The organism is Haladaptatus cibarius D43, from assembly GCF_000710615.1.
In the GTDB taxonomy this organism is placed as follows: domain Archaea; phylum Halobacteriota; class Halobacteria; order Halobacteriales; family Haladaptataceae; genus Haladaptatus; species Haladaptatus cibarius.
The window spans coordinates 464,870-486,247 of sequence record NZ_JDTH01000002.1 but is presented as its reverse complement, the minus strand read 5'-3'; the positions used below and the strand labels follow the sequence as shown (position 1 = coordinate 486,247).

Annotated in this window: 32 protein-coding genes; 12 read left to right on the top strand and 20 right to left on the bottom strand. The window is 53.9% G+C overall.

Going from position 1 to position 21,378, the window contains the following annotated elements:
* Positions 1–368 precede the first annotated feature (368 nt).
* The 5 genes from HL45_RS20790 to HL45_RS07780 are packed head-to-tail and all read right to left on the bottom strand — an operon-like array spanning position 369 to position 1,786.
* The gene (locus tag HL45_RS20790) at positions 369–518 is read right to left on the bottom strand and encodes a hypothetical protein (RefSeq protein ID WP_158413677.1); all 150 of its coding nucleotides are present in this window, start codon (positions 516–518) and stop codon (positions 369–371) included.
* A complete protein-coding gene (locus HL45_RS07795; protein ID WP_049970556.1) occupies positions 515–820 on the bottom strand; it encodes a hypothetical protein in 306 nt (101 codons plus the stop codon). Before HL45_RS07795 ends, HL45_RS20790 begins: the two co-directional genes overlap by 4 nt.
* Positions 817–1,092, bottom strand: coding sequence for a hypothetical protein (locus HL45_RS07790; protein ID WP_049970555.1), 276 nt, complete (start codon positions 1,090–1,092; stop codon positions 817–819). Before HL45_RS07790 ends, HL45_RS07795 begins: the two co-directional genes overlap by 4 nt.
* A complete protein-coding gene (locus HL45_RS07785; protein ID WP_049970554.1) occupies positions 1,092–1,337 on the bottom strand; it encodes a hypothetical protein in 246 nt (81 codons plus the stop codon). Before HL45_RS07785 ends, HL45_RS07790 begins: the two co-directional genes overlap by 1 nt.
* Positions 1,337–1,786 (bottom strand): hypothetical protein, encoded by a 450-nt coding sequence (locus HL45_RS07780; protein ID WP_049970553.1) that lies wholly within the window; start codon positions 1,784–1,786, stop codon positions 1,337–1,339. The genes HL45_RS07785 and HL45_RS07780 overlap by 1 nt, the downstream gene beginning before the upstream one ends.
* A 121-nt stretch (positions 1,787–1,907) precedes the next feature.
* On the opposite strand from HL45_RS07780, the gene HL45_RS07775 reads away from it, so the two are divergent.
* On the top strand, positions 1,908–2,102 hold the full coding sequence (locus tag HL45_RS07775) for a hypothetical protein (protein WP_049970552.1): 195 nt from the start codon (positions 1,908–1,910) through the stop codon (positions 2,100–2,102).
* Between the two features lie 61 nt (positions 2,103–2,163).
* The gene (locus HL45_RS07770; protein ID WP_049970551.1) at positions 2,164–2,538 is read left to right on the top strand and encodes a hypothetical protein; all 375 of its coding nucleotides are present in this window, start codon (positions 2,164–2,166) and stop codon (positions 2,536–2,538) included.
* A gap of 30 nt (positions 2,539–2,568) precedes the next feature.
* Here the strand turns inward: HL45_RS07770 and HL45_RS07765 are convergent, their stop codons facing one another.
* From HL45_RS07765 to HL45_RS07755, 3 genes are read right to left on the bottom strand one after another with little or no spacing between them, the layout of a single operon-like run.
* Entirely contained in the window at positions 2,569–3,513 is a 945-nt protein-coding gene (locus HL45_RS07765; RefSeq protein WP_049970550.1) for a hypothetical protein, read from the bottom strand.
* Between the two features lie 6 nt (positions 3,514–3,519).
* Positions 3,520–3,714, bottom strand: coding sequence for a hypothetical protein (locus tag HL45_RS07760; RefSeq protein WP_049970549.1), 195 nt, complete (start codon positions 3,712–3,714; stop codon positions 3,520–3,522).
* A gap of 49 nt (positions 3,715–3,763) precedes the next feature.
* Entirely contained in the window at positions 3,764–4,405 is a 642-nt protein-coding gene (locus HL45_RS07755; protein ID WP_049970547.1) for a hypothetical protein, read from the bottom strand.
* Between the two features lie 367 nt (positions 4,406–4,772).
* Between HL45_RS07755 and HL45_RS07750 the strand changes: the two genes are divergently transcribed.
* On the top strand, positions 4,773–5,264 hold the full coding sequence (locus HL45_RS07750; protein ID WP_049970546.1) for a hypothetical protein: 492 nt from the start codon (positions 4,773–4,775) through the stop codon (positions 5,262–5,264).
* On the opposite strand, the gene HL45_RS07745 is transcribed toward HL45_RS07750, so the two are convergent.
* Positions 5,261–5,917 carry a hypothetical protein gene (locus HL45_RS07745; RefSeq protein ID WP_144240036.1) on the bottom strand — a complete coding sequence of 219 codons (657 nt, stop codon included), beginning with the start codon at positions 5,915–5,917 and terminating at the stop codon, positions 5,261–5,263. The genes HL45_RS07750 and HL45_RS07745 overlap by 4 nt on opposite strands.
* Before the next feature lie 139 nt (positions 5,918–6,056).
* Between HL45_RS07745 and HL45_RS20320 the strand changes: the two genes are divergently transcribed.
* Positions 6,057–6,863, top strand: coding sequence for a DUF2971 domain-containing protein (locus HL45_RS20320; protein ID WP_144240035.1), 807 nt, complete (start codon positions 6,057–6,059; stop codon positions 6,861–6,863).
* A 2-nt stretch (positions 6,864–6,865) separates the two neighbouring features.
* Here the strand turns inward: HL45_RS20320 and HL45_RS07740 are convergent, their stop codons facing one another.
* Positions 6,866–7,651, bottom strand: a complete 786-nt coding sequence (locus HL45_RS07740) for a hypothetical protein (protein WP_049970544.1) — start codon at positions 7,649–7,651, stop codon at positions 6,866–6,868.
* 101 nt (positions 7,652–7,752) lie between these two features.
* On the bottom strand, positions 7,753–8,022 hold the full coding sequence (locus tag HL45_RS07735) for a hypothetical protein (RefSeq protein ID WP_049971953.1): 270 nt from the start codon (positions 8,020–8,022) through the stop codon (positions 7,753–7,755).
* Between the two features lie 414 nt (positions 8,023–8,436).
* Between HL45_RS07735 and HL45_RS07730 the strand changes: the two genes are divergently transcribed.
* The 3 genes from HL45_RS07730 to HL45_RS07725 are packed head-to-tail and all read left to right on the top strand — an operon-like array spanning position 8,437 to position 9,045.
* On the top strand, positions 8,437–8,700 hold the full coding sequence (locus HL45_RS07730; protein ID WP_233274718.1) for a hypothetical protein: 264 nt from the start codon (positions 8,437–8,439) through the stop codon (positions 8,698–8,700).
* A complete protein-coding gene (locus tag HL45_RS21185) occupies positions 8,693–8,866 on the top strand; it encodes a hypothetical protein (RefSeq protein WP_162833863.1) in 174 nt (57 codons plus the stop codon). Before HL45_RS07730 ends, HL45_RS21185 begins: the two co-directional genes overlap by 8 nt.
* Positions 8,863–9,045 carry a hypothetical protein gene (locus HL45_RS07725; RefSeq protein ID WP_049970543.1) on the top strand — a complete coding sequence of 61 codons (183 nt, stop codon included), beginning with the start codon at positions 8,863–8,865 and terminating at the stop codon, positions 9,043–9,045. The genes HL45_RS21185 and HL45_RS07725 overlap by 4 nt, the downstream gene beginning before the upstream one ends.
* 35 nt (positions 9,046–9,080) lie before the next feature.
* Here the strand turns inward: HL45_RS07725 and HL45_RS07720 are convergent, their stop codons facing one another.
* Together HL45_RS07720 and HL45_RS07715 are read right to left on the bottom strand one after the other, a co-directional pair.
* The gene (locus tag HL45_RS07720) at positions 9,081–10,307 is read right to left on the bottom strand and encodes a tyrosine-type recombinase/integrase (RefSeq protein WP_049970542.1); all 1,227 of its coding nucleotides are present in this window, start codon (positions 10,305–10,307) and stop codon (positions 9,081–9,083) included.
* A 242-nt stretch (positions 10,308–10,549) separates the two neighbouring features.
* Positions 10,550–11,179: a hypothetical protein gene (locus HL45_RS07715; RefSeq protein ID WP_049970541.1), complete on the bottom strand. Its 630-nt coding sequence runs from the start codon at positions 11,177–11,179 to the stop codon at positions 10,550–10,552.
* A 384-nt stretch (positions 11,180–11,563) separates the two neighbouring features.
* On the opposite strand from HL45_RS07715, the gene HL45_RS07710 reads away from it, so the two are divergent.
* The gene (locus HL45_RS07710) at positions 11,564–11,779 is read left to right on the top strand and encodes a hypothetical protein (protein WP_049971951.1); all 216 of its coding nucleotides are present in this window, start codon (positions 11,564–11,566) and stop codon (positions 11,777–11,779) included.
* A gap of 110 nt (positions 11,780–11,889) precedes the next feature.
* Here HL45_RS07710 and HL45_RS07705 read toward each other — a convergent pair whose 3' ends face one another.
* Positions 11,890–12,147 carry a hypothetical protein gene (locus tag HL45_RS07705; RefSeq protein WP_233274717.1) on the bottom strand — a complete coding sequence of 86 codons (258 nt, stop codon included), beginning with the start codon at positions 12,145–12,147 and terminating at the stop codon, positions 11,890–11,892.
* Positions 12,148–12,490: 343 nt separating this feature from the next.
* Here HL45_RS07705 and HL45_RS21585 point away from each other — a divergent pair, with 343 nt between their 5' ends.
* Together HL45_RS21585 and HL45_RS21580 are read left to right on the top strand one after the other, a co-directional pair.
* Entirely contained in the window at positions 12,491–12,883 is a 393-nt protein-coding gene (locus HL45_RS21585; RefSeq protein WP_049970540.1) for a metallophosphoesterase family protein, read from the top strand.
* Positions 12,884–12,980: 97 nt separating this feature from the next.
* Entirely contained in the window at positions 12,981–13,229 is a 249-nt protein-coding gene (locus HL45_RS21580; RefSeq protein ID WP_049970539.1) for a hypothetical protein, read from the top strand.
* A gap of 73 nt (positions 13,230–13,302) precedes the next feature.
* On the opposite strand, the gene alaXM is transcribed toward HL45_RS21580, so the two are convergent.
* Complete coding sequence (gene alaXM, locus HL45_RS07690) at positions 13,303–14,007, bottom strand: alanyl-tRNA editing protein AlaXM (protein ID WP_049970538.1); 705 nt, start codon at positions 14,005–14,007, stop codon at positions 13,303–13,305.
* 110 nt (positions 14,008–14,117) lie between these two features.
* On the opposite strand from alaXM, the gene HL45_RS07685 reads away from it, so the two are divergent.
* Entirely contained in the window at positions 14,118–14,825 is a 708-nt protein-coding gene (locus HL45_RS07685; protein ID WP_049970537.1) for an HD domain-containing protein, read from the top strand.
* A gap of 78 nt (positions 14,826–14,903) precedes the next feature.
* On the opposite strand, the gene HL45_RS07680 is transcribed toward HL45_RS07685, so the two are convergent.
* The 4 genes from HL45_RS07680 to HL45_RS07665 all read right to left on the bottom strand — a co-directional run bounded on the left by HL45_RS07680 (position 14,904) and on the right by HL45_RS07665 (position 17,541).
* Positions 14,904–15,560 carry a LysE family translocator gene (locus tag HL45_RS07680; RefSeq protein ID WP_049970536.1) on the bottom strand — a complete coding sequence of 219 codons (657 nt, stop codon included), beginning with the start codon at positions 15,558–15,560 and terminating at the stop codon, positions 14,904–14,906.
* Positions 15,561–15,636: 76 nt separating this feature from the next.
* A complete protein-coding gene (locus HL45_RS07675; RefSeq protein ID WP_049970535.1) occupies positions 15,637–16,302 on the bottom strand; it encodes a metal-dependent transcriptional regulator in 666 nt (221 codons plus the stop codon).
* A 322-nt stretch (positions 16,303–16,624) separates the two neighbouring features.
* Positions 16,625–17,056, bottom strand: coding sequence for an adenylyltransferase/cytidyltransferase family protein (locus HL45_RS07670; RefSeq protein ID WP_049970534.1), 432 nt, complete (start codon positions 17,054–17,056; stop codon positions 16,625–16,627).
* On the bottom strand, positions 17,053–17,541 hold the full coding sequence (locus HL45_RS07665) for a Mov34/MPN/PAD-1 family protein (protein ID WP_049970533.1): 489 nt from the start codon (positions 17,539–17,541) through the stop codon (positions 17,053–17,055). Before HL45_RS07665 ends, HL45_RS07670 begins: the two co-directional genes overlap by 4 nt.
* Before the next feature lie 180 nt (positions 17,542–17,721).
* Between HL45_RS07665 and HL45_RS07660 the strand changes: the two genes are divergently transcribed.
* Positions 17,722–19,632: a DHH family phosphoesterase gene (locus HL45_RS07660; protein ID WP_049970532.1), complete on the top strand. Its 1,911-nt coding sequence runs from the start codon at positions 17,722–17,724 to the stop codon at positions 19,630–19,632.
* A gap of 12 nt (positions 19,633–19,644) precedes the next feature.
* On the opposite strand, the gene HL45_RS07655 is transcribed toward HL45_RS07660, so the two are convergent.
* Positions 19,645–21,309, bottom strand: a complete 1,665-nt coding sequence (locus tag HL45_RS07655) for a phospholipase D-like domain-containing protein (protein WP_049970531.1) — start codon at positions 21,307–21,309, stop codon at positions 19,645–19,647.
* Positions 21,310–21,378 lie beyond the last annotated feature (69 nt).

Here is a 21,378-nt window from a genome sequence, read left to right as displayed (position 1 = left end):
TACTCTAAGACGGCCAGTACAAAGGAGATTAGTGAGAGTTAGTGAATCGCCGTCCAGCGGCAGGGTATTGGTGGCAGAGTTGGCAATTGAGATAATATGGAGTAAGTGAAAATACTGATAACAATCACTATGTGATAGCGAAATAACTGTAGAATACGATGCTTAATGTGTTTAGACTGATAGCTGCTGTGTTCGTTCTTTTTGGGATACTTGGATTTGGCTACTTTCTCTTAATTATCGGTCTGCCTATAGTGGCGTCATTAATCCTGATTGGAAGTTTCGTGTGTGCAGCAGTCGTCGGATCTGTCGGTAGCAATCGTCGGTTGTAACAGTACACTTGTAAGGAAGTATGGCAGCAGATCCCGCAATCAGACTGACGTAATCTCGATAGCGGTTGCTCGCTCTTCCGAGTCGGAGGTCTGGTTACGGCTTCGGTGGACGCCGACAGACAACGCGCCGACACCGACTGCGAGTAAACCCGCTGTCGCAACTCTGACTCGGTCAGTTCGCTCGGTCACGCCATTCCTCCAGCGGGTATGACATCGGTTGTCGTTAGTCGGGTAGCGTATCGTTCCGGGTCGGTGATGGCGACCGAGAACGGCGACACCAGTTCGACACCCGGGAAGGCGTGGACGACGTTCGCACAGACTCGACACACCTTCTGCGGGTCGGATGTGTCGTCCTCGACTACCTCCCAGTCGTTGTCGTTCGAGAGCGAACCGTGGTTGCAGGCGATGTCGTGGATTTCATCGTCTACCACCCGGGCGACGTGCGTCTTCAGACCGTGCGGGGTCTGAATAAGCGCATTCCAGTCGGTCATGCGTCCCGTTTTGCCACGTTTCGGTAGTCGATGATGAGCGCCATTTCCCCCGGTTGCTGGCGGTCAACGATCCGGTGCAGATCGTCGTCGAGGCCCGGGTACTCCGGCACATCGTATGTCCACCAGGCCGGGGCGATCTCCTTGGCGGTGTGCGGGCCGAGTTCGTGCGTCGAAGCGTGGTCGAGCGCGTTCTGAATCGCTCGGAGAACCCGCCGTTCCCGGTGCGTCTCCGGTTGGAGCGCGAGTCGGGGGTTTGTGTCGTCGATGTACATCAGACGACCACCGTGAAATTCCGCTTGCCCATCTCTGCCTCCACGTCGTCCGTCTTCTTCGGTGTGAGTTCCGACCAGAAGCCATCATCGTCGGTCTTCTCACGTTCGATGACGCGCACTCGACCGTCGTCTTCCTCGGTCGGGTGGGACTCGATTTCGAGGCGATAGCGGTAGTTCGCGCCCGGAGGATTGGAGGTGATGACGAATCCTTCGCTGTCGGGGGCGGAGTAGCGACGAATCTCCATCAGTGCCACCTCCGGGTACCTGCTGTCCGGCTGTGGTCGCTTTCTCTCACCATTCCAGTGATGGCGCTCTCGACGGCGGCGTGCTTCGTCGCGTACCGACCGTGAACGTCGTCGGTCTGCCATTCCGAGACGGAGTCGTGTTTCGGAATCTCGCCTTCGGGGTCGGGAACGTCGCAGTCCCGCCGGTGGACGATCCACTCGTCGCTGTCGCGCCGGACGTGCCAGGTGGTGGTTCCGTAGTCCGTCCAGGCGAGGTGGTAGAAGTCGCCCCGAAACAGGGTGAACTCACCAACTTGTCGGGGGAAAACGGCGGATTTGGAGGGTTCGGGCGAGGCGGTCAGTCGCGCCGTGAGCATGGCTCCGGCTCCGAGGAGTGCGCCGGTCAGCAGAGTGTCGGCGATTTCGAGCCACGAATTGGTGTCGGATTGGTTCTCGTGTCGATTTGGCATTCGAGAGAACGGAGACAGGGAATTAGTAAAGCAATCTGGAAAATCCGAATGGCACTATAGTCACGTACTACTGAAGGGAATACTTAATTGGTGTGTCAATCTAGTTGGTGAACAGAACACCATGCCCTTTCGAAAACTGACCGACATTGGCGGCACCAGCGTCGGGGTGACCATCGACAAGAGCGAACTGCGAGCTGACGGGCTGATCGGCGAGGACGGGAAGGCGGTCGAGCAACAGATGTTGGTGAAGCGAACCGGGCCGGGGACGTGGGAAGTGACGACACCGAATCCGGAGGAGTATCCGGCGTTGGAATGAATATCATATGAACATATGAAGGTACAGAAATATCTGCTAGAAATCATTTGTTGTACATAATATGGGATACGATCCTGCCGTCGTTTTCGAAGAACATCTTGTCAATGCTCTTGTTGGGTTGACAACAGCAGTAATTGGTGCCTTTCTCTATGAGACTACTGATGGTGGTTTTCTCTTCCGAAAGCGTTTCCAGTCAAAGGAAAAAGCACTAGGAATATTTCTTGGTTCGCTAGTTCTGATGGGTATTCTGACGCCAATAGCCGATGGACTCTGGACAGAAACTGTCCAAAGCGTGAGCACGACAAGTATTGTCGGTTTCACTATTATCGCTTCGATGATGATGGTGAATAGATCTGCTGGATGGAATCAAACTGATGATAAGTCGATGACCTTCTACTTGATTGGAAGTGCTCTCATTCTGCTACCACACCTGTAGAACTCAAGCTAAGTGAATGAAATGTGTGAATTAGAGAATTACCTTCGTAATCCACTCCATTACAACATACCCAGACAAAATAAGAACGGTTAAAGAAAACACCAGAATCATCCCAAGAAAAGCATGATTTGGGGGATGTTTGAATTCATATTCGGCGACTACTTTTGGAAGATATTTTTTAAGAGAGATGTTCCACTTTGTTCTCAAATCCATGGCAATTCCTTTTCCCCATCGTAGACTACGGTGTATCGGTTCAATTCGGAGAATACGAGTGGTGGCGGTTGAGTAAGTATATCTGACTATTTTCACTATTGATCCAATTATCGCGGCCAGTATGAACATTACTGGGAACGAATTGAAATAGACTAGATAACCAAGGTCAAGCTCAAAAGAAGAATACAGCAGTATGAGGCCATATATTGCCAATATTAATGAGATGATTAGCCGCTGAAGACCGTGGGATAAGAATTCATCCGCTTCTGCTATCAGTTTTTTATTTGCATCAATCCATGCACCAAATCCTTGGTCAAATCGCTCTTGCTCCGAAATCGCGTTTGAGTCTACTAATTCCAAAATCTCTTTTTCGGACTTACCGGTAGCGGGCTTTAGAGGTTTATTCGTGATTGCTCGACTAATCAAAATCATAGAATGGAAGAATACTACTAAAGCAATAAACAGAAGGCAAATCGAGATGAATGTATTCGCAACAAAAATATTAACAACTAATTCTAACCCTGCGCCTGCTTGACCACCTGCTGACTTGAATTGTTCCTCTGATGGTATTGTAGGGAACCCTCTCTCCAATATCACTTTTGTAATAAAACCAATGACGATGGCGAGTCCAGCAATCAGAATTCGAATCGTGTTTTGAGCGAGATTCTGAATATGGTGGTAGGTGTCAAGTTGGTTACTAAGGATGATATGGGCATCGTCTATAGCGATATATGTCGGGTTTTCTTTGGTTTCTTCTGTCATTGTTCGTTAAATTGATTTTACAAACCACAGCCCGAAGTACAGCACTACTAACCCGATGACGAACGGAACAGCGAGATCACTAACCATCAAGGAGAAATTGCTCAGTCCACTACCGAAGAAGGCCTTGTACACCGCGATGAGGATGACAAGACCAACGACAATCTCGAAAATATTCTGTACGACAGCGTCTGGATCAGCCATTGATTTAGTGTGTCAGGAAATAGACTTGAGTATTTCCCTTCAAACAAGACTACTTGAAGTGGCTGAGTACGGCTCGCTTCTCGAAATCCTTGACGAGGTGAGACAAATCTTCGCGTATCTGCCGTCGGTTTTTCCGACCACTGTCGTCGTAGAAGTATTCGAGTCGGAGCCTCTTTATTGGTCTCTCCATCTCACGTTGCCGATGGTATCGAGGACGGCTGTCCTCCCCTTGTGTGGTATGTAAAATCCACTTGAAACCATCAGTTGCGATTCCAGCAGCAGGACGATCGATTTCGTTCAGGTAGTCGAATGACTCTTTGCGAGCGGAAAGAATTTCGTTCGGTTTCTTGATTTCACCGATAATGACGAAGTCTTCTCTGTCGGGGTCGAGCTGGAAGTCCGGGGCTTTCCGTTCGATTCCGGGTATCCCTGTCGGTTGGGGTCTGTATTCCTCGTAGCCGAGTGCTTTGAGACTCGGTTTAATTAGATGTTTCTCGCCGAATCGTTCCGGATTTTGACCGATTTTTGTACCAGTGAGCGTTTTACCGTTGAGAATCGATTTGGCGTAATCAGCTCCATTTCGCTGTTCCAGTTTGGTAGTGAACTCTTCCAGTATCTCGAATAGCTTTCCAGCCCTGAGATTGTTGCCGCGGTCGTCTATTTGTGTTTGACCAGACTTGCCGATACCCATGCTCTACAGTTCATTTGATAGCACAATGGTAAAAATGTGGAGGTGTTGTATTCCAGAAGATTATTTTCACTTTCACTCTCCCCTTTCCATATTGTTTTCAGTGATGATGATGTAGTCTATATTAAGCAGCGCTACAGAGCAATCGGTCGGTATAACTATATCAGTGAAGAAGGTAGAAATGACAATTGACATGGGTTCCTGGCTTAACGACCTTGGATTCGGTGTTCTTAAGGGAGTCTTAGCTACTGGAATCATCTCTGTGAGCGGGTTTCTCCTAAGATCTCGGGTTCGTAATTTTGTTCGTCAAAGTCGTCATTATCTCTCGAATACTCCCGTTTATATTGAGTTGTCGCGGCGAGATCGTTACGTGACTGCTCCATCCGGCAATATTGACATGGAACTCTTCGAAGAGATAGATGAAGTTTCAGATGCAGTCCAGTTCGATGCTTTTAACGAGGGACAATTACGGATTAAAGGAGAATCTATTCCAACACCTCTTGAAATCCGAATCGAGCATATGCCGAATTTCGAATCACATACCGCTGACCGTTACGAGGTTGTCGTAGAGACTTTGACCGAGATGGAATTCGGTTATCGAAAGAACAAACCACTGACCGAATTCGAATCACTCTCCCGTAAAATATCGAGAGTCATCCAACGCGAGTGCTTCGATAACGCTCAACCAAAGCAAACGTTCCTTACTGGCAAAGTAAAAGGAAAGCTCCCTGCGGGGCAGAATGAAATCAACGATGAAGAAATGAAGATGCGAGCGAAAGTCAACGACGGGTGGACGACCTTACGGTTTGAGAATCCTGATTTCTTGAAGCAGGGATTGGAGAAGTATTTCAAGCCTCTCTAGGAGAACGTGTGCTGAATCAGCATCTCATCAATGAAAGAGAGATACTTTTCTCGTCGGTAGTTCCCCGGTGCGACAACCTGCACTAAGCCGTCTTTCGTGATTCGAGCTTTGAGTTTCTGACCGTCAAACTCAATGAGTGGCCCGATCTGTGTTTTGTCCGACTCCAAGAACGGCTCGCCCATGTCAATGTCCGTTTCGATCTCCTCACCATACAGAGTGCCAGAACGTACCTGCTCGGGACGATCCTGGAATCCGCCCATCCACTGACCAGTGTACTGCTTCACGATGTCGGTTAGATTGAAACTGGCACGGACGATCTGGACTCCGGTAGACTGGCTTAGTTTGTCAAAGGGAAATGTACCGTTCGTACTCTCTGCAACGATGAACCTCCCACCCGGAACTAACCAGAAGTTTGACCACGTCCAGTCGGATTTTCGTTCTTCTTTAATCGAGATTTCGCCATCATCAATCTCCACGACATCCCGTTCGATGTACTTCTCGGTGGCTACCTTTCCTTGAACCGTCGTTATCTCGTTCGAGAGGTCTTTCCGTCGTTGTTCAACGTTGATATAGCAGTTGAGGGTATCGTCCCCGGCTTCCTCGGTTATATGGTCATCGGAGATATCGTCGAGGTTCCCTTTGACGAGTCCCACGACACCGGAAGTAAACGCCATTATCTATCAACAGTCATTTGGTAAGTATTAGTCCTTTTGAAGTATCGAAGGAGATAGATTCTGCAGACATTCTGCCACCTCGAAAGAATTTAGCGATTCGACTGAATATCTGTACCAAATGCCGTATGAAGATCATCCTCGCTGCATCAGCCCTCGCCGGGCTGATGTGAAAATTTGGCGGTATATGGACTTTACACAACTGGTTTCCATTCTCGAACGGAATTCGCTCTACTTCCATCGAGCAGATCGATTTGATGACCCATACGAAGGTTCTCTACCAAAACAAAATTTTGACTTAAGATCCAATGAGTTAGATAATATCCCAGACGATTGGACGAAAAATCTCCTCCCGCGATTCCGTCAAATTTGTAGGAGATATACTTTCCTTAATTGTTGGCACATCAATGAAACAGAGTCTGCGGGTATGTGGGATCTTTACCTGAAAGCAGACGCAGGTATCTGTATCCAGTCTACCTATGAGAGGCTAATTGACTCATTAGAACCATATGATGAATCGAATGTTTTCATCAGTAAGGTAAAATACATAAAATATGGTGAGGAACGACTCTCAGGGTGGAGCCTCCAATCCCCTCTTGCAGATACTATATCTCCCTTTATTCATAAACGTGAGAGTTTTAAACACGAACGTGAAATAAGAGCAATCATCCATGATTTACCATGGTCTAATGAAGGTGATACTTGGATCACCGCAGAAGATATTGAAAATACTCCACTCCATGACGAAGGACTTGTTGATAAAAACAAATATATAAGGGTGAATTTGGACAAACTGATTGAAAATGTATACATCGCACCACATGCACCGAAATGGATTAAAAATCTTGTTGAGAAAGTTCTAAAGACTCATGGATTAAGTAGTGAGTTAGTAAAGAAATCAAATATGACTGAAGATCCATTGTATTGAAATTACTCAGCAAATTCAATCAGTATCTCTGAAATCAGTGTTGAAAGTTTTGACTTTCGATAACCTCCTGGTGAGACAACTTGCACTAAGCCGTCCCGAGTGATTCGCATTTTAACTTCTTCTCCACCAAATTCGATTACTGGTCCAATTTGCTCAAATCTACCGTCATCATCATCTTCCAAATAGTCTCTAAAAGAAATCTGTTCTCCGTATAGTGTTCCAGACCTAACATTTCCGGATCTCTCACTAAACGTTCCCATCCAACTAGCACCGCCGGTTTCTTGTAGAATAGATTCCAAATCAAACTCTACTTTTTTGATTTCAATACCAGTGATATCTGTAAGTAAGCTGAATGCAGAAGACGGATTTTCACCAGAAACAGCAACAAATTCTCCCTGTATCCCAAATATGTCATATGATCTTGTTTTCTTTTCAACTTCAGATTTCGTCTCAATTGGGAAGTCGGATCCGTTCTGAGTTGATTCTAAATCCTCTTGAACACTTATCTCCTCATTTTTCATAATATCTACACCATTGAATTGACCCATCCGTAGAATATATTCGTCTTCTGTTGAGAACTCGCTTTCACCAATCTGTATCCTCTCTATCGTGGTCAACTCCTGTAAAGCAGCTTGCCCAGAGATAATCGCGGTATCATCTAATGCTAACTCTTGAGAGATTTCTATTACTGAAAGTAGATCTAATCCTTCTTCGGTTTCCGTTTTTTCCCGCTTCTGAATGAGAGGTAGTTCCTCATTTATTATACCCACATGTGCATGAGTAAACATAGAATACAGTAGTTAGTCAAATGGTTAATATTTCACTCTTTCACTGAACCAATTTCTTCGGACTTATTTGAGAACCCAATCATATGTGAGGTGCCGCGAGTTTACTCCTCGTTCTCTGTCGTGAGTTCCTGCGTGTCGAGTTCACCATCGAGATATTGCTCTCCTTGCTCAGTAATCACATATACACCATTCCCCAGATGAGTGAGAAGACCATACTCCGCTAAAACCCTACACCGCTCTGCCACATATTGAGGTGAATATCGTATCTTTCCCTTCTCCTGCATTTTTTTCGGAGAGCCAGACCCGTGTTCCCGTATATATTCCAGAACGCGGTCATCAACGAGAGACATCCAATCCGCAGAGTATCGCATATCAGATATGGACAACATAAGAGGATATTTCCAATGAATCTCGTAATAGCAGTATAATCTGCCCTCTACCGTGCTAGGAAAGATATAACTTATATGCTCATTTCTAGGCGAGCAAGGAAGCGCAAAGCAGTCTCTATCCGTGTATGGGTTCTCCCGAAAGGATTAGCAAAACCCGTGGAACAGCACGGGTCTGTTTTGGGCTTCCTTGGAGCGAAAGCCATGCAAACCAACGCAACACCGCCGTATAACGGTTACGTCGCCAGAATCGCCACCCCACTGAAGAACACTTTCACTTTCAGTGTGCATCATGCTTGGCCTTATACGAACAGTTCAAGAATTAGTACCTTAGAGTCGCGCGCGAAACGTCCCGACGATAGAGGCGTCGAGACAGCGTCTGTCGCCGCGACTCGGCCCATGACCAATGGACGGCTCCGCGAGACAGACATGATTTCAGATAACCCCAATCAATCTAAAAGTACCGAATCATCAGCCAGCGAACAGAAAACCGACTCGTGGCGGTATCGGTGTCCCAACGGACACACGTCCATCGAATACTACGACGGTACGGACTCCTACTACTGCCAGACCTGCGGCGCGCACTTCCCCGCCGCGGAGCTACGCGACCTGAAGACTGGTGATGGCGGTGTCGCCGCCTCGGGAGGTGAGAGCGATGACTGACGAACTAATCGCCGCGATTCGTGACCAGAATCGGATTCTCGAACGCCAGAACGCCATCCTGACACACTTGGCGTGGGTGCTGGACGATTCCGAGCAGTCCCCCACGGCGTTCTTCACGCAGATAGACGACTGGAAGTTCGAACGCGAACAGGAGGTTCGACCATGAGCCACGGAACGCAACGCCTCGACGACCACGACCCGCGCGAGGTGCTCGCGCAGTACGACACGCTCGAAGACTACGTACAGGACAAACAGGAGGAATTAGAAGTGATTGCGACAGGAGATTTCAGATCGAGTTGGATAGCCGAGAAACTGCTACGCGCGCACACGGAGGAATGGCAATGACCGCCACGTCAGTTCAGCAGGAAATGACCGCGAGTTCAGTCCAGCAGGAGGTCGCGCAGTCCGGGGTCGTCTTGGAGAGCCGCGTGCAACTCCCTGATCGTCGCTCGACTCCCGGGGTTGAGGTCCGAAGACCCGTCCGCAAAGAGGTCGTCTTCGGCGTCGGTGACGGTTTCCGCCGCACCCTGCGTCAGCGGCGCACCACAGCCGGGGCAGAACCGCGACCCACGTCGGAGCGGCGTTCGACACTGTGGACATGCGTCGATGTCGGGGCGGGACGCTTCACCCTCCTCATCGACGAGGTCGTAGTGCGCGAGAATCGATTCGTTCAACTCCTCGTCGCGCACCCCGGAGTACACCTCGAACTGCGAGGAGTCTTTGACCCACGTCGCACGGTGCTTGATGGCCTGCTCGTTCAGCCCCTCTCGAATCCAACGACTGATGGCCGTCTTCCGGAAGTTGTGGGTGTTCAATCGCTCCCGGTCGATTCCGGCTTCGTCGCCAATCCACTTGATCCGTCGTCCGAGGTACTGGTAGGACATCGCGCCGTCTTCCCCGTCCTCGACGAACCGAACCTTGTGGAACAACGCGGCTTCATCCTCGTTGCTTCGCGGGTGAACGTCCAACCAATTGGCGATGTAGCCCCGCGACCAGGTGAGCGGAACGGTGCCACTCGCACCCTTCACGTTCGCCTCTTCGTTGATGCTGACCGTTCCCGCGCGCTCGGTCAGGTCGATGTCGCGGAGCCGCAGACTCGCAATCGCCCCGATTCGCAGTCCGGTATCGGCGATGAGCGAAACGAGGGCTTTGTCGCGCGGGTGACTCGCGGCGTCGAGGAGGGCTTCGATTTCCTCGTCGGTGAGCAGTTCGTTCGGATCGACGTTCCGCTCCGGACTGACACCGATTGTGATGTCCTCCGCCCAGTCCTCGTCGCGGTGGCGGAAGAACTTCCGGAGGGCTTTTCGGTAGTTTCGAAGCGTTCCCTCCGAGAGATCGTGGTCGTGTTTCAGCGAGAACAGCAGCGCATCGACGGCGCTCTTTTCGTCCATCGCGGTGAGCGGCGTGTCCGACCGTTCGGCGGCGAGCCGGAGTCGGTTGATGTGGTTGACCATCGTCCCGGTGTTGACCTTCCCCTGTGCGTCCTCGTGCTGGATGAAGGCGAGGATAGCGGTGCGGTCTGCGTCGGGAATCGGGGCCTCTTTGAGCTTCGCCAACTGGTTCTCGAACTTCCTGCCGTAGCCTTGCACTTCGTCGAAATCGACCATCTATCTGACAATCTCGCACGTAGGGATTACAAAGGTATGTTCGGTAATCCGCCCGGGACTATTCTTCGATTCTATGTCTTTGAGGTAGTATCGCGTCGTACTGATTGTACTTGGTGCGTTCAACTGAGATACGAATATCTGACGGCACACCGGACTACTTTGATACTGCGAATTACAGAGGTACTATCTTTACAGCTCTACTTCAAAAACAAAAACGGCAAACCGCTATCGAAAAATCGATTCTATTCCGAACTGTATTCGATAGTTCCAATCCACTGACCGTACAAGTCGTCTGTCTGCTTGTCCCTGTCGAGCATGAGAACTTCGACTTCGAGGGTGCCGGAGTCGAACTGCTGGAACGCTTGTTCGTCGATGTTGACCGTGTACGTTCCTTCATCGTGCTGGAATCGAACGCTCGTGCGCCCGACGCGCTCACCATCGACTCTGACGAGGAAGTACGGGTCACCGTCCACGAGCGGTTCAGGGTCGACACCAGTGAGGTTCGTGTCGGCCGTGACATCGACGTCGAAGCTGGAGAGGCCGTTTCCGCTTTCAGCTTGCACTTTGTTGGTAAGGGTGACGCTCTTGATGTGGTTGTCATCACCAATTTTGTCGTCAATTGGCGTGTTCGGTGCCGTCGGCGGCTCCCACTCTTCGACCGTCGTGGTGGTGGTCGTCGTCGTGGTAGTTGTCGTGGTCGTCGTTTCGGCCGATGTAGTCGATGAATCGGTCGTGGTTGTTTCGGTCATATCACTGGTCGGTGCGTCGGTTGTCGTGGTTGTTGTCGTATCGTCCGACCCGCCAATCCCACTGCAACCGGCGAGCATGATGGCGAGGACGAGAACGAGGACAGTCGAGCGGTGACGATTCATATGTCGTGAATAAACTGTAGGGGAATCACACATAAATATCCTTCTGCCGGTTTCAATCAGTCGTTTCCTGTGATTTATGCGGCTGTTACCGGCAGTAAGGAGTGCTCATTACGTGAAAAGCAAACGATACAAATTCGAACATGGTCGTTCAACGTAGCTCATCGCTCGTCCGTCACAGTGGACGGAGGATGCCAAAAATAGGCGTGAGAAAAATCCTATGAAAGATATACGTAACGGAAACGAAATTGTTCGAAAGACGATTGGAAATCGCTGCCTACTCCTATTTCAACCACTCTCAATTTTGTTACTAAAAGCCGACAAGTAGAAACAAGACATATACCTCATGACTTCATCTGTAGTGTTTACCATCAAATGGAGAATGTTATGCAATATCAACAAGACGGGCGGTACGAGATGACCGTTACAGAGGCGGAGTACGACGAGGATGGCTCCTTACAGCTCTCACTGACGGTTGATTCGCAGGATACGCCACCGCTCGACGAACTTCTCACGACGAGTTACGTCAAAGTAAGCGTCTACGACAACAACGAGTTCGCGGAAAATGGGACGTTGACGTTGTACGACAGCCTACGCTGCTGATTCTCCGGCTTTGACGGTGATTTACACGAGCAGTTAGCGAGCGACAGCGGTGTCTTTGTAAGTCGTCAGTAGCGTGTGTGAATGTGCGTCTTCGAAAAACGACTGCAATCTTAGAGTCGGTCGCGCCCGTTACGTCGTGAAACGAACCTGCCGGGATTGAGCTGTTGGGCTTTCTTCACGATTCCACGAAGATAGCGACGAACGTCGAAACCACTTCGGCGACTCGTTCGCCGTCGGGGGAAGCGACGGTTCTGTCCATCCGTTCGGCTCAGTTGGCTTCGAATCGCCGACTGTAGCTCGTGGGAGATGAGAGGGCTTTCGGGCGAGATTACGCGCGAGAGCAACAGACAGACAGCGGCGATTACCACGAAATAGTAACCGAACGTGGTAACAAGACTGTCCGAAAAAAACGCAACGTAGATTCCGTTTATAAACAAAAATACGCCTGCGAGCTGTAACATCTTGTTCAGATAGTAAAACGACGAGTCGCTCGTCGATGTTTCGATTCTATTGAGACTTCTCGTGCTCATTCCCGTCCATAGTTTCGACGGGCGACGTAATCAAAGTCAGTCAGACGCGTGTGAGACATGTATGTCAAACGTGACCTGAATGAAATCTGATGACAGCGCAGAATTCTATATAGAACATGCATATAGTAATTATTTCGTGCGGCATATTTATAAATCGGTCAACACTCTACTCGAACACACCATGACCGAACACGGAGCGGGAACGGAATCCACGAGTGGTGTTCGCAGACGAAACATTTCCGCCGAGCTGTCCGACACGCATGCGGATGCCGGCCCCGTTTTTGCCCACTTTGCTCGTCCCCGAAGTGCCGTTCCGACGACTATCGCATTTGTCTCCGACACCCACATCTCCTCCGAAAATCAGGGGACATGGAAGGTGTTCCACCGTACTCAGGCACGTCTCCGAACCACCCTCGCGGACGCGAACACCCGAAACGTAGATGCCGTCGTGTTCGCAGGCGACCTAACCGAAGAGGGCTCGGTGCCCGATTTCGAAGCGTTCGATTCGCTTCTTTCTTCGCTCAACGTCCCTTTCATCGCAGTTCCCGGTAACCACCGTCCCAAAGTCGTTTGACGCGCACGAAACGCCCGCGCTGTCGTCGTTCGAGGCCGACTTTACACCCGGTGAACTTCCATTTTACGAACGTATCGGTGGCGTCGATATTCTCGGGTTGAACAGCGCAGAGACGAACGGCGTGCGCGAAATTGTCGCTCCCTCTCTTTGCTCGTTCCCACAGGCGTACCTCCTGTTCGAGATTGACCGTACAGGAACCACGGTTCGTCTCGTTCCGACTGCCAACCCGGAGGAGACGAGAGAGGCGTACAGTCACGCAAAGCGGGATTCAGCACGAAGCGACGCCGTCGCCGAGATGACGCTCGACCGATTAGGAGCACTCCCGTTGGCAAACGGATTAAAGTAAATGAGAAATCAGCGGAACGAGCCAAGAAACCAGCGGAGAGCAAAACACGGTCAAACTCGGGCGCGAACTCGAACTATTCGAGAACGAACTTCAGGCGCTCTTCGTCGCTTCCCTTCGTTTCGCGGCCTGTAATTCGAAACTCGCCGATTTCGTCCGTGTTCTTCACGTGCGTCCCCGCACAGGCGGTTCGGTCGTACGCCTCGATTTCCACGATTCGGATTTCTCGGATGCTTTCGGGGAGCAAGTGAATCCGGGTTCGCTCCGGGTCGAGGGTCGCTTCGGCTTCGTCGCGTTCCATCTCGTACCAACTGACGTCCAGTCCCTCCTCGATTCGGTCGTTCATCGCTGATTCGATGTGTTCGAACTTCTCGTCGGAAAACCGGTCGTAGGCACAGTCGATTCGCGCGCGGTCTGCGTACAGTTGATTCCCGGTCGTCTGTGCATCGTACTCGTCCAACAACACCGCCGAGAGAAGATGCTGTGCTGTATGGTACTGCATATGAGCGTACCGCCGTTCCCAGTCGATTTGCCCTGTGACAGTCGTCCCTTCTTCCGGCGGCGTTCCATCGACGGTGTGGTAGATGGTGTCCTTTTTCCGAACGTCCGTAACCGTCCACGTCTCGTCGTTCGCTTCGAGAACGCCGGTGTCGCAAGGCTGACCGCCGCCATCCGGGTAGAACAGCGTTCGGTCGAGGACGACTCGGTCGCCCGCGACCCGTTCTACTGTGGCTTCGAACTCCTCATCCCCCGTCGCGTCGAGATACAGCGCCTCTGTCATACGCGAAGAGACGAACAGCCGCCACTTAATGTTCTCGTCGTAACGCTAAAGAGCGAATCGTGCGTTTGTATCAGTAATGAGTACGTACTGTGAACAACGGAGGGGTTTCTATGGGTGTCGAAATTAAGGGGTCGCCCGTCTCTGAGCAGGAATTTGAGGAGATGAAGGCGTTCGTTTACGAATATCTCTCGGCAAGCGTGAAAAACGAGGAGGGCGGCGGACGGATGCGCTGGTATCCGTGGCACTCTGCGGACTACCGATTCAACCACATCCTCAACGTGGTCAGGCTATCAGAAACCATTGCGGAGCGGGAAGGCGCCGATGTCGATGTCGCGCGCGTCGCCGCGCTGTTTCACGACATCGCCAAACTAGACGCCGACCAAGAAGTCCACGCCGAGGAAGGCGCGCGAGTCGCGCGCGAGTACCTCGAATCCCGCGGCGAGTTTCCCGAATCGTTCGTTGACGAAGTGTGCAAGGCGGTCGAAGACCACTCGTTTCAGGGCGACCTCTCGCGCCTCTCGAAGGAGGCCCAGTGTCTCATCGAGGCGGACATGCTCGACAAAGTCGGCGCGAACGGCACTGCCCTAATGCTCCTTCGAATGGGATACGAAGCCCGGACGCATATGGCCGCAGCCGAGATGGTCGATAGGGTGCTCGAACGCGGGAAGGATGCGGCCTCCCGCGTCCAGAGCGATACCGCGAACGACATCGCACACCGACGGCTCAAGCGCGTGAAATGGTTCCGCGAGTGGTTGGAGGAGGAAGTGCCGGAGATGGATGCCGAACCGACGAGTTCGCCGCGCGGACGCGGGCCGTAAGGTAAAACGGAAACGAAAGACCGAACGCAAAATCCCGTCTGAACAGCGGCCTGCAACTCGGTTCTACTCTACAGTCGCTTACATCAGCGTCGTCACGCTATCGTACACGAACGAGACGCCTGCTATCGCAAGCACTCCCGCACTCAGATACGCGACCACTGGTGCGAAGGAATCGACGCGATTTCGCGCGGCGACGAGCGCCGCCGGAAAACCGCTTATCCAGAGCGCGATTCCGGCGAAGAAGCCGAGTACGATAATCGGCCCGCCAGTTGTCACGACCAGATTTCCGGGCAAATCCGAAAGGACGTCGAACTCGCCGGGGTCGAGGAGGCCGACGCCCGCCGTCAGCCACCAGATAATTTGGTACGGGTTCGTAATCGCCAGCGCGAACGCTTTTCTGAAGCCCTTGGCGTCTTCGTCCACGTCCTCCGCCGTGAACGTCGCGGTCGCATCCTCCGCGGTTCCGTAGGCGAAATACAGCATCAGGAGTCCACCGACTCCAATCATGATGCCGCGGACGAGCGGCGCATCTTGGACGACAGCCACGACTCCGGCGAGCGCGAGAACGAAAAAGCAGGCGTCGGCGGTCATCGCACCTAGTCCCGCCGAAAACCCAGACCGCCAGCCACGGAGAACGCTCTCCTCGGCGATAACCGCGTTCATGGGCCCCGGCGGGGCTGCGAGCGAGAGACCGAGCACCACGCCAGCGAGCGCCGAAACGAGCATCTCAAGCATCGGATACGGACTTGTCGGCGGCAGAATAAAATCTCGTTGTTTGCGGAAACGGGCCGACCAATCGGGGTGAAATCAACTACGCTTCGACGACTGCCCGGACGCGAATCGACCGCGCAACGGTCTCCGGAAGGCTCTGTTCGTTATCCTCGACCGCCACGGTCACCATGCCGAACGGGGCCACGTCCACGATTTCGAGTTCGGTTCCGGGCGTGATTCCCGCATTCGAGAGATAGCGCAGTTCTTCCTCGTCGCGGTCGCTGACTCGCGCCACGACGACCGTTTCACCGGAGTCGTGGTCGCTGAGTCGCGTCGTGTCGTCTTCCGCGATTGGTGAGAGATCGGCGTCCGGAATCGGGTCGCCGTGCGGGTCAACCGTCGGATTGCCGAGGGCGTCTGCAACCCGGCGTTCGAACTCCTCGCTGATGTGGTGTTCGAGGCGGTCTGCCTCCTCGTGCACCTCGCTCCAGGAGTAATCCAGATGCTCGGTTAGATACGACTCCAGCAGTCGATGGTGGCGAAGCACTTCGAGCGCGACGGTTTCGCCCTCCTCCGTGAGTTCCACCCCTTTGTACTTTTCCCGGTGGAGGAGGCCGCGGTCGGCCAATTTCTCCACCATGCTGGTGACCGTCGGCGGCGTCACGCCGAGGTAGTCCGCGATTGCGGAGGTCGCCACCGGCTCCTCGCTTTCCTTCTGGAGCGTGTAGATGGCTTTCAGATAATCCTCCATCACGTCGCTCAACATCACTGCTCGAAATTAGATTGTTCTAAACCTTCAATTTGTCGTGTGCTAGCGGCGGTTTGGAGTGTGTAGCGAGAGCAAATAGGTTGTAGATTTTGGTTACAAAAGTGATGGCGTTGTCGTGACTGCTGTTGCCGACTCCAAACGACAGCATCGAACGCAGGCAGGTGCGCCGAAGCGGGCGCACCCGCCTGCGTGGCCCCATTCCTCCCCGCAGGGATTTGCGCCTCGTGCGTAGGGCACTCGGCATGAATCCGGGCGCATCCTGTTGGTTGGACGGGTTTCTATCTGAAACGGCGGTCGATTGGCCTGCTATCGAAAATCGCTAGTCGCAACGCTCCTCGCAAATCCGGTCGATGATTCGCCCCGTCGAAAGCAGTTCCTCGGACGCTTCGGGGTCGAGCGGCGAGGCGCGCCGAACCACGCAGTCGATTCCGCGCCTGTCGAGTTCCGCCTCGATTGCCGCGTCGTCGTGATGCTGGTCGTAGCCGAGCGCGATGATGTCCGGGTCGAGTTCCTCGATGGGCGCGAAAATGTCCTCAGGGTGGCCGACTCGCGCGTGGTCAACCATCTCAAGCGCCTGAATCATATCCCGACGCTGGCGATTCGGCAGAATCGGCGGTTCCTTGTGCGTGACGTTCTCCCGCCGCGCGATGATGACCGAGAGTCGGTCGCCCATTTCCGCAGCATCGCGGAGATAGTGAACGTGCCCCGGATGCAGAATGTCGAAAGTTCCCTGCGCGAGGACGTGCGTCACTGTTCTCTCAACTCCTCATCGATGTCTGCCTGCGTAAAGTCGAAAAACGATTCCGCGTCCGGAAGTTCCACGTCCAACACGTCGAGAACTCGCGGTTTGCCCTCCCGGTCGAACGCCTTCCAGCTATCCCGGTCGTAGGGCGCGCCGATAATGATGTGAACGTCGCCCTGCCCGAACGTCGCCAAATCCGCGTCGCTCGGTCGGAGCACGCCGTTGGGATGGGAGTGCACCGACCCGACCGCATTGCGGTCGTTGGGGACGGTGCTCGTCTTCACCGTCGCGCTCACGCTGTTCGATTCGGTACCGGGCATGACGAGGATGTCCGTGATGACGATTCCCTTGCGGTCGAGTCCGAGTTTGTTGGCGGGCTCGCCGCGGAGGAATCCCATGTACTCGTTTGGATGGGAGTCACGGGACGCTTCGAGTGCGAACACCAATGCCTCTTCCGCGATTCCCAGGATTTCGTTCGACCGGAACAGCGGCATAGCAAACACTCCGGTACCCCGCGTTCTAAACGTTGCGAACGCCCCGCGATTGCTATCGGTTTTGAGCGGCCGTTGCTACCGTTTGGCACATGTTGTTACCGATTACACATGTCTGTCCTACGCACACGCGGCACCAAGTTGCAAAGCGTTAAAAATAGCGCCACCGAAAGAACGGACAAGATGACATCCGCTGATTCCGGTCCCGATGAGAGGGCCGACGATTCCGTCGTGTACGACCTCGCGGCGGACTGTACCCTCTCGGACATTTCCGAGGGAGAACAGTACCACGCAGCCGTCAACGGCGTCGTTGACTACGGTGTATTCGTTGACCTTTCCGACTCTGTCTCTGGCCTCGTTCACGAATCGAACCTTTCGCAGTCGTATGACGTTGGCGACGACCTCATCGTCAAACTCCTCGAAGTCAGGGAGAACGGCGACCTGAGCTTCGTCCCCGCCGACCCCGACGACTACGAAACCGTCGCAGTCGCCCACGAGTACAAGGTCGCCGAAACGGGCACCCTCGGCGACCAAGTCGGCGAAACCGTCCACCTCGAAGGCGAAGTCGTCCAAATCAAACAGACCGGCGGCCCGACGATTTTCCACGTCAGCGACGACACGGGCGTCGTTCCCTGCGCCGCGTTCGAAGAAGCTGGCGTTCGCGCGCACCCCGAAATCGACATCGGCGACGTGGTTCACCTCGTTGGCGTTGTCGAAGAGCGCGACGGCGCGCTCCAAGTCGAAGCGACCTCGCTCGACGCACTGGACGGCGATGAAGAAGATGTCGTCCGTGACCGACTCAAAACTGCGCTCGACGAGCGCGCGGAACCGCACGAAACCGAACCGCTCGTGGACTGGCCCGCGCTCGAACAGTTGTTCCCCGACCTGCGCGACATCGCAAAGCAACTCCGCCGGACGGTGCTGGAAAGCCGCCCGATTCGCGTCCGCCACCACGCTGATGGTGACGGAATGTGTGCTAGCCTTCCGGTCGAACTCGCACTCCAGCGATTCATCGAACAGACACACCAAGACCCCGACGCGAAACGACATCTGTTCAAGCGCCTGCCGAGCAAGGCACCCTTCTACGAGATGGAGGACGTGACGCGCGACCTGAACTTCGCACTCGAAGACCAAGCGCGACACGGCCAAAAACTCCCGCTCTTGCTCATGCTGGACAACGGGAGCACGGAGGAAGACGTGCCCGCCTACGAGAATCTGGCTCACTACGACATCCCGATTCTCGTGGTTGACCACCATCACCCAGACCCGGAGGCAGTTGAACCCTACACCGACGGCCACGTCAACCCGTACCTCTACGACGAGGATTACCGCATCACGACGGGTATGATGTGTGTCGAACTCGCGCGGATGATTTGCCCGGACATCACCGAGGAACTTCGACACGTCCCCGCAGTCGCGGGAATTTCCGACCGCTCGAAAGCCAACGCGATGACCGACTACGTCGAACTCGCTGAATCGGAAGGCTACAGCGAGGAGTTCCTGACGGATATGGGCGAAGCACTCGACTACGAGGCGTTCTGGCTGAAATACGACCCCGGACGGAACCTCATCAACGACGTGCTCAACGTCGGTTGTGACGACGAAGAACGACACAAGGAACTCGTCTCGTTCCTCGCAGAACGCGCGCGCTCGGACACCGAACAGCAACTCGACGCCGCGATGCCGCACGTCCAACACGAGCGACTGGCGAGCGAGGCCCACCTCTATCGCGTGGACGTCGAAAACCATGCCTACCGATTCACCTACCCACCACCGGGGAAGACGACCGGCGAAATCCACGACCGGAAGGTACAGGAGACGGGCGAACCCGTCATCACCATCGGCTTCGGGCCGGACTTCGCCGTCCTTCGCAGTGACGGTGTCCGCCTCGACATCCCGGAAATGGTTTCCGAACTGAACGAGGAAATCGTGGGCGGCGGCGTTAGCGGCGGCGGCCACCTCGTCGTCGGGAGCATCAAGTTCGTTAAAGGGATGCGCGAGCAGGTTCTCGACGCCCTCGTGGAGAAGATGGCCGACGCGGAACTGGACGAAGCGCTCCAGAGTACGACTGTCGGGCATCAGCAGGAAGACTAAGCAACTACGCAACTACGCGAACGTCACCTCCTTTTTTGCGAGCCACACTGCACCACCGAGTCCAAGCACAGTGACTACACCGAGACCGACGGGGAATCGGTCGTCTGTTTCTCCCCAATCCGCATCGAAAACGTTCGTGTAGTACGCTCCCGCCTGTTTGCCGTGGAGCACGAGCGCGACTTCGCGGTTTTCCCGTGCCGAGTGGTTGTTCCAGTTGAGACTGCCGACGACGACGTGGCGCTCGTCCACGATGACGCCTTTTGCGTGGATTTTTTCGTATCCTCTCGGCTCTGCAAGTTTTGCTTCGAGCGGGAGGCTCTCTTTTTCTGCGCGCTCGTTCAACCAATCCACTATTTTTCCGTTGTCGTCTTCGACGTACCACGTGCTGCTCAGGAGGACGCGAACCTCGACGCCGCGGCGGGCGGCGGCCAGCGTGGCCTGCACGAACGGTTGTTTCGGCTCGCTGATTGCCATCTGCTGGACGGCAATCGACCGATTTGCGGACTGGAGAAGCGATATGACGCCTTCTTCCGCGTTGTCAGGTGCGGCCAGCACGGTTACGGATTCGACTGGAACCGTTTTCGGTTCGAACTGTGTCGGATAGCTTTCGTTCGCTGGCGAGTCGGACGTGAACGATTTGCCCTTCCTGAACTGCGACCACGAAACCGTGTCGTGCCACGAGGTGTCGGCGTGGTAAATCTCGGCTAACTCCCGTGCGGGTTCGCCGCGGACGACAGCACCCCAGCCACGGCTTGCGTGACCGCCGACCCCCGACGGTTTCCAGTTCTCGGTGAGAACGATTCCCCGGTCGTCAACGACCGCGTATTTCGGGTGATGGAAAGCGTAGCGCGCGTGTGCACCGCCGATGACTTCGATGTCGATTCCCTGCTCGGTGAGTCTGTCGAGCGCAACTGCTTGCTGGTGAGTGATTCCCCCGACGGGTGCGTCGTCCACGACCAGTCGGACTGTGACACCGCGATTTACGGCGGAAACGAGTTCGTCGCCGATGTCTTCGGAGACGAACGAATAGCCCGCCAGCAGAATGCGGTCGTCCGCCGATTGTAAGGTTTCGATGGGCACAGCAGGACTGTCGGGAAGAACGAACACGCGGGCCGTAGATGCGTTGGTGCGTACAATCGGCCTGTCCGTCGCTCCCAGCGGAACCCACGAACTGCTGTTCGGTCGCCAAAGTTCGCTTTCCGGAGCGTCGGTGTAGGTGGCCGAATCGACGACGGAATCGTTGCCGGGCGACGATTCGTCGGCCGAATCGTCGCTCATCCGTTTCCGAAGTGTGACGGTTTCACCCGCGTTCGCCAGCGAGATGTTTCGGAGTGGGAGCGTCCGAAACTCGGTAAGATTCGCGGTGCGGTTCGGGGCGGTCGAAAACGCAACCATCCCGGAAATCGTCACGTTCGGAAGTGTGGCGGTTTCCCCGCCGTCCGACAGCGACCACGTCGAGAGATTCGTCGGTCGCGGAAACGAGACGACCACGAACTCCCCCGCGTCCTCGTTCGCCACCGGATTCGGGTAGACAGCAACGATTTCCGGCGATTGATTCGGTACTGTTGCCGTCGCTTCCGATGGCGCAACGAACGGTGCACCGAACGGTGCACCGAACGGGGTACCGAGCGTCGATGCGACGACGAAACAGACGAGGAGGACGACCCTGCGGGACACAAACCGGAGTGGTTCCGTCTTCGGTTATAAACGCTCGGAGCGGAAAATTTTTGTCACCGACGTACCCGT

What these genes read in the sequence shown, in the direction of transcription:
- HL45_RS07795 (WP_049970556.1), bottom strand. Translation starts at nt 820, where the DNA reads ATGACCGACTGGAATGCGCTTATTCAGACCCCGCACGGTCTGAAGACG.
- HL45_RS07790 (WP_049970555.1), bottom strand. Translation starts at nt 1,092, where the DNA reads ATGTACATCGACGACACAAACCCCCGACTCGCGCTCCAACCGGAGACG.
- HL45_RS07785 (WP_049970554.1), bottom strand. Translation starts at nt 1,337, where the DNA reads ATGGAGATTCGTCGCTACTCCGCCCCCGACAGCGAAGGATTCGTCATC.
- HL45_RS07780 (WP_049970553.1), bottom strand. Translation starts at nt 1,786, where the DNA reads ATGCCAAATCGACACGAGAACCAATCCGACACCAATTCGTGGCTCGAA.
- HL45_RS07775 (WP_049970552.1), top strand. Translation starts at nt 1,908, where the DNA reads ATGCCCTTTCGAAAACTGACCGACATTGGCGGCACCAGCGTCGGGGTG.
- HL45_RS07770 (WP_049970551.1), top strand. Translation starts at nt 2,164, where the DNA reads ATGGGATACGATCCTGCCGTCGTTTTCGAAGAACATCTTGTCAATGCT.
- HL45_RS07765 (WP_049970550.1), bottom strand. Translation starts at nt 3,513, where the DNA reads ATGACAGAAGAAACCAAAGAAAACCCGACATATATCGCTATAGACGAT.
- HL45_RS07760 (WP_049970549.1), bottom strand. Translation starts at nt 3,714, where the DNA reads ATGGCTGATCCAGACGCTGTCGTACAGAATATTTTCGAGATTGTCGTT.
- HL45_RS07755 (WP_049970547.1), bottom strand. Translation starts at nt 4,405, where the DNA reads ATGGGTATCGGCAAGTCTGGTCAAACACAAATAGACGACCGCGGCAAC.
- HL45_RS20320 (WP_144240035.1), top strand. Translation starts at nt 6,057, where the DNA reads ATGCCGTATGAAGATCATCCTCGCTGCATCAGCCCTCGCCGGGCTGAT.
- HL45_RS07740 (WP_049970544.1), bottom strand. Translation starts at nt 7,651, where the DNA reads ATGTTTACTCATGCACATGTGGGTATAATAAATGAGGAACTACCTCTC.
- HL45_RS07735 (WP_049971953.1), bottom strand. Translation starts at nt 8,022, where the DNA reads ATGCGATACTCTGCGGATTGGATGTCTCTCGTTGATGACCGCGTTCTG.
- HL45_RS07730 (WP_233274718.1), top strand. Translation starts at nt 8,437, where the DNA reads ATGACCAATGGACGGCTCCGCGAGACAGACATGATTTCAGATAACCCC.
- HL45_RS21185 (WP_162833863.1), top strand. Translation starts at nt 8,693, where the DNA reads ATGACTGACGAACTAATCGCCGCGATTCGTGACCAGAATCGGATTCTC.
- HL45_RS07725 (WP_049970543.1), top strand. Translation starts at nt 8,863, where the DNA reads ATGAGCCACGGAACGCAACGCCTCGACGACCACGACCCGCGCGAGGTG.
- HL45_RS07720 (WP_049970542.1), bottom strand. Translation starts at nt 10,307, where the DNA reads ATGGTCGATTTCGACGAAGTGCAAGGCTACGGCAGGAAGTTCGAGAAC.
- HL45_RS07715 (WP_049970541.1), bottom strand. Translation starts at nt 11,179, where the DNA reads ATGAATCGTCACCGCTCGACTGTCCTCGTTCTCGTCCTCGCCATCATG.
- HL45_RS07710 (WP_049971951.1), top strand. Translation starts at nt 11,564, where the DNA reads ATGCAATATCAACAAGACGGGCGGTACGAGATGACCGTTACAGAGGCG.
- HL45_RS21585 (WP_049970540.1), top strand. Translation starts at nt 12,491, where the DNA reads ATGACCGAACACGGAGCGGGAACGGAATCCACGAGTGGTGTTCGCAGA.
- alaXM (WP_049970538.1), bottom strand. Translation starts at nt 14,007, where the DNA reads ATGACAGAGGCGCTGTATCTCGACGCGACGGGGGATGAGGAGTTCGAA.
- HL45_RS07685 (WP_049970537.1), top strand. Translation starts at nt 14,118, where the DNA reads ATGGGTGTCGAAATTAAGGGGTCGCCCGTCTCTGAGCAGGAATTTGAG.
- HL45_RS07680 (WP_049970536.1), bottom strand. Translation starts at nt 15,560, where the DNA reads ATGCTTGAGATGCTCGTTTCGGCGCTCGCTGGCGTGGTGCTCGGTCTC.
- HL45_RS07675 (WP_049970535.1), bottom strand. Translation starts at nt 16,302, where the DNA reads ATGTTGAGCGACGTGATGGAGGATTATCTGAAAGCCATCTACACGCTC.
- HL45_RS07665 (WP_049970533.1), bottom strand. Translation starts at nt 17,541, where the DNA reads ATGCCGCTGTTCCGGTCGAACGAAATCCTGGGAATCGCGGAAGAGGCA.
- HL45_RS07660 (WP_049970532.1), top strand. Translation starts at nt 17,722, where the DNA reads ATGACATCCGCTGATTCCGGTCCCGATGAGAGGGCCGACGATTCCGTC.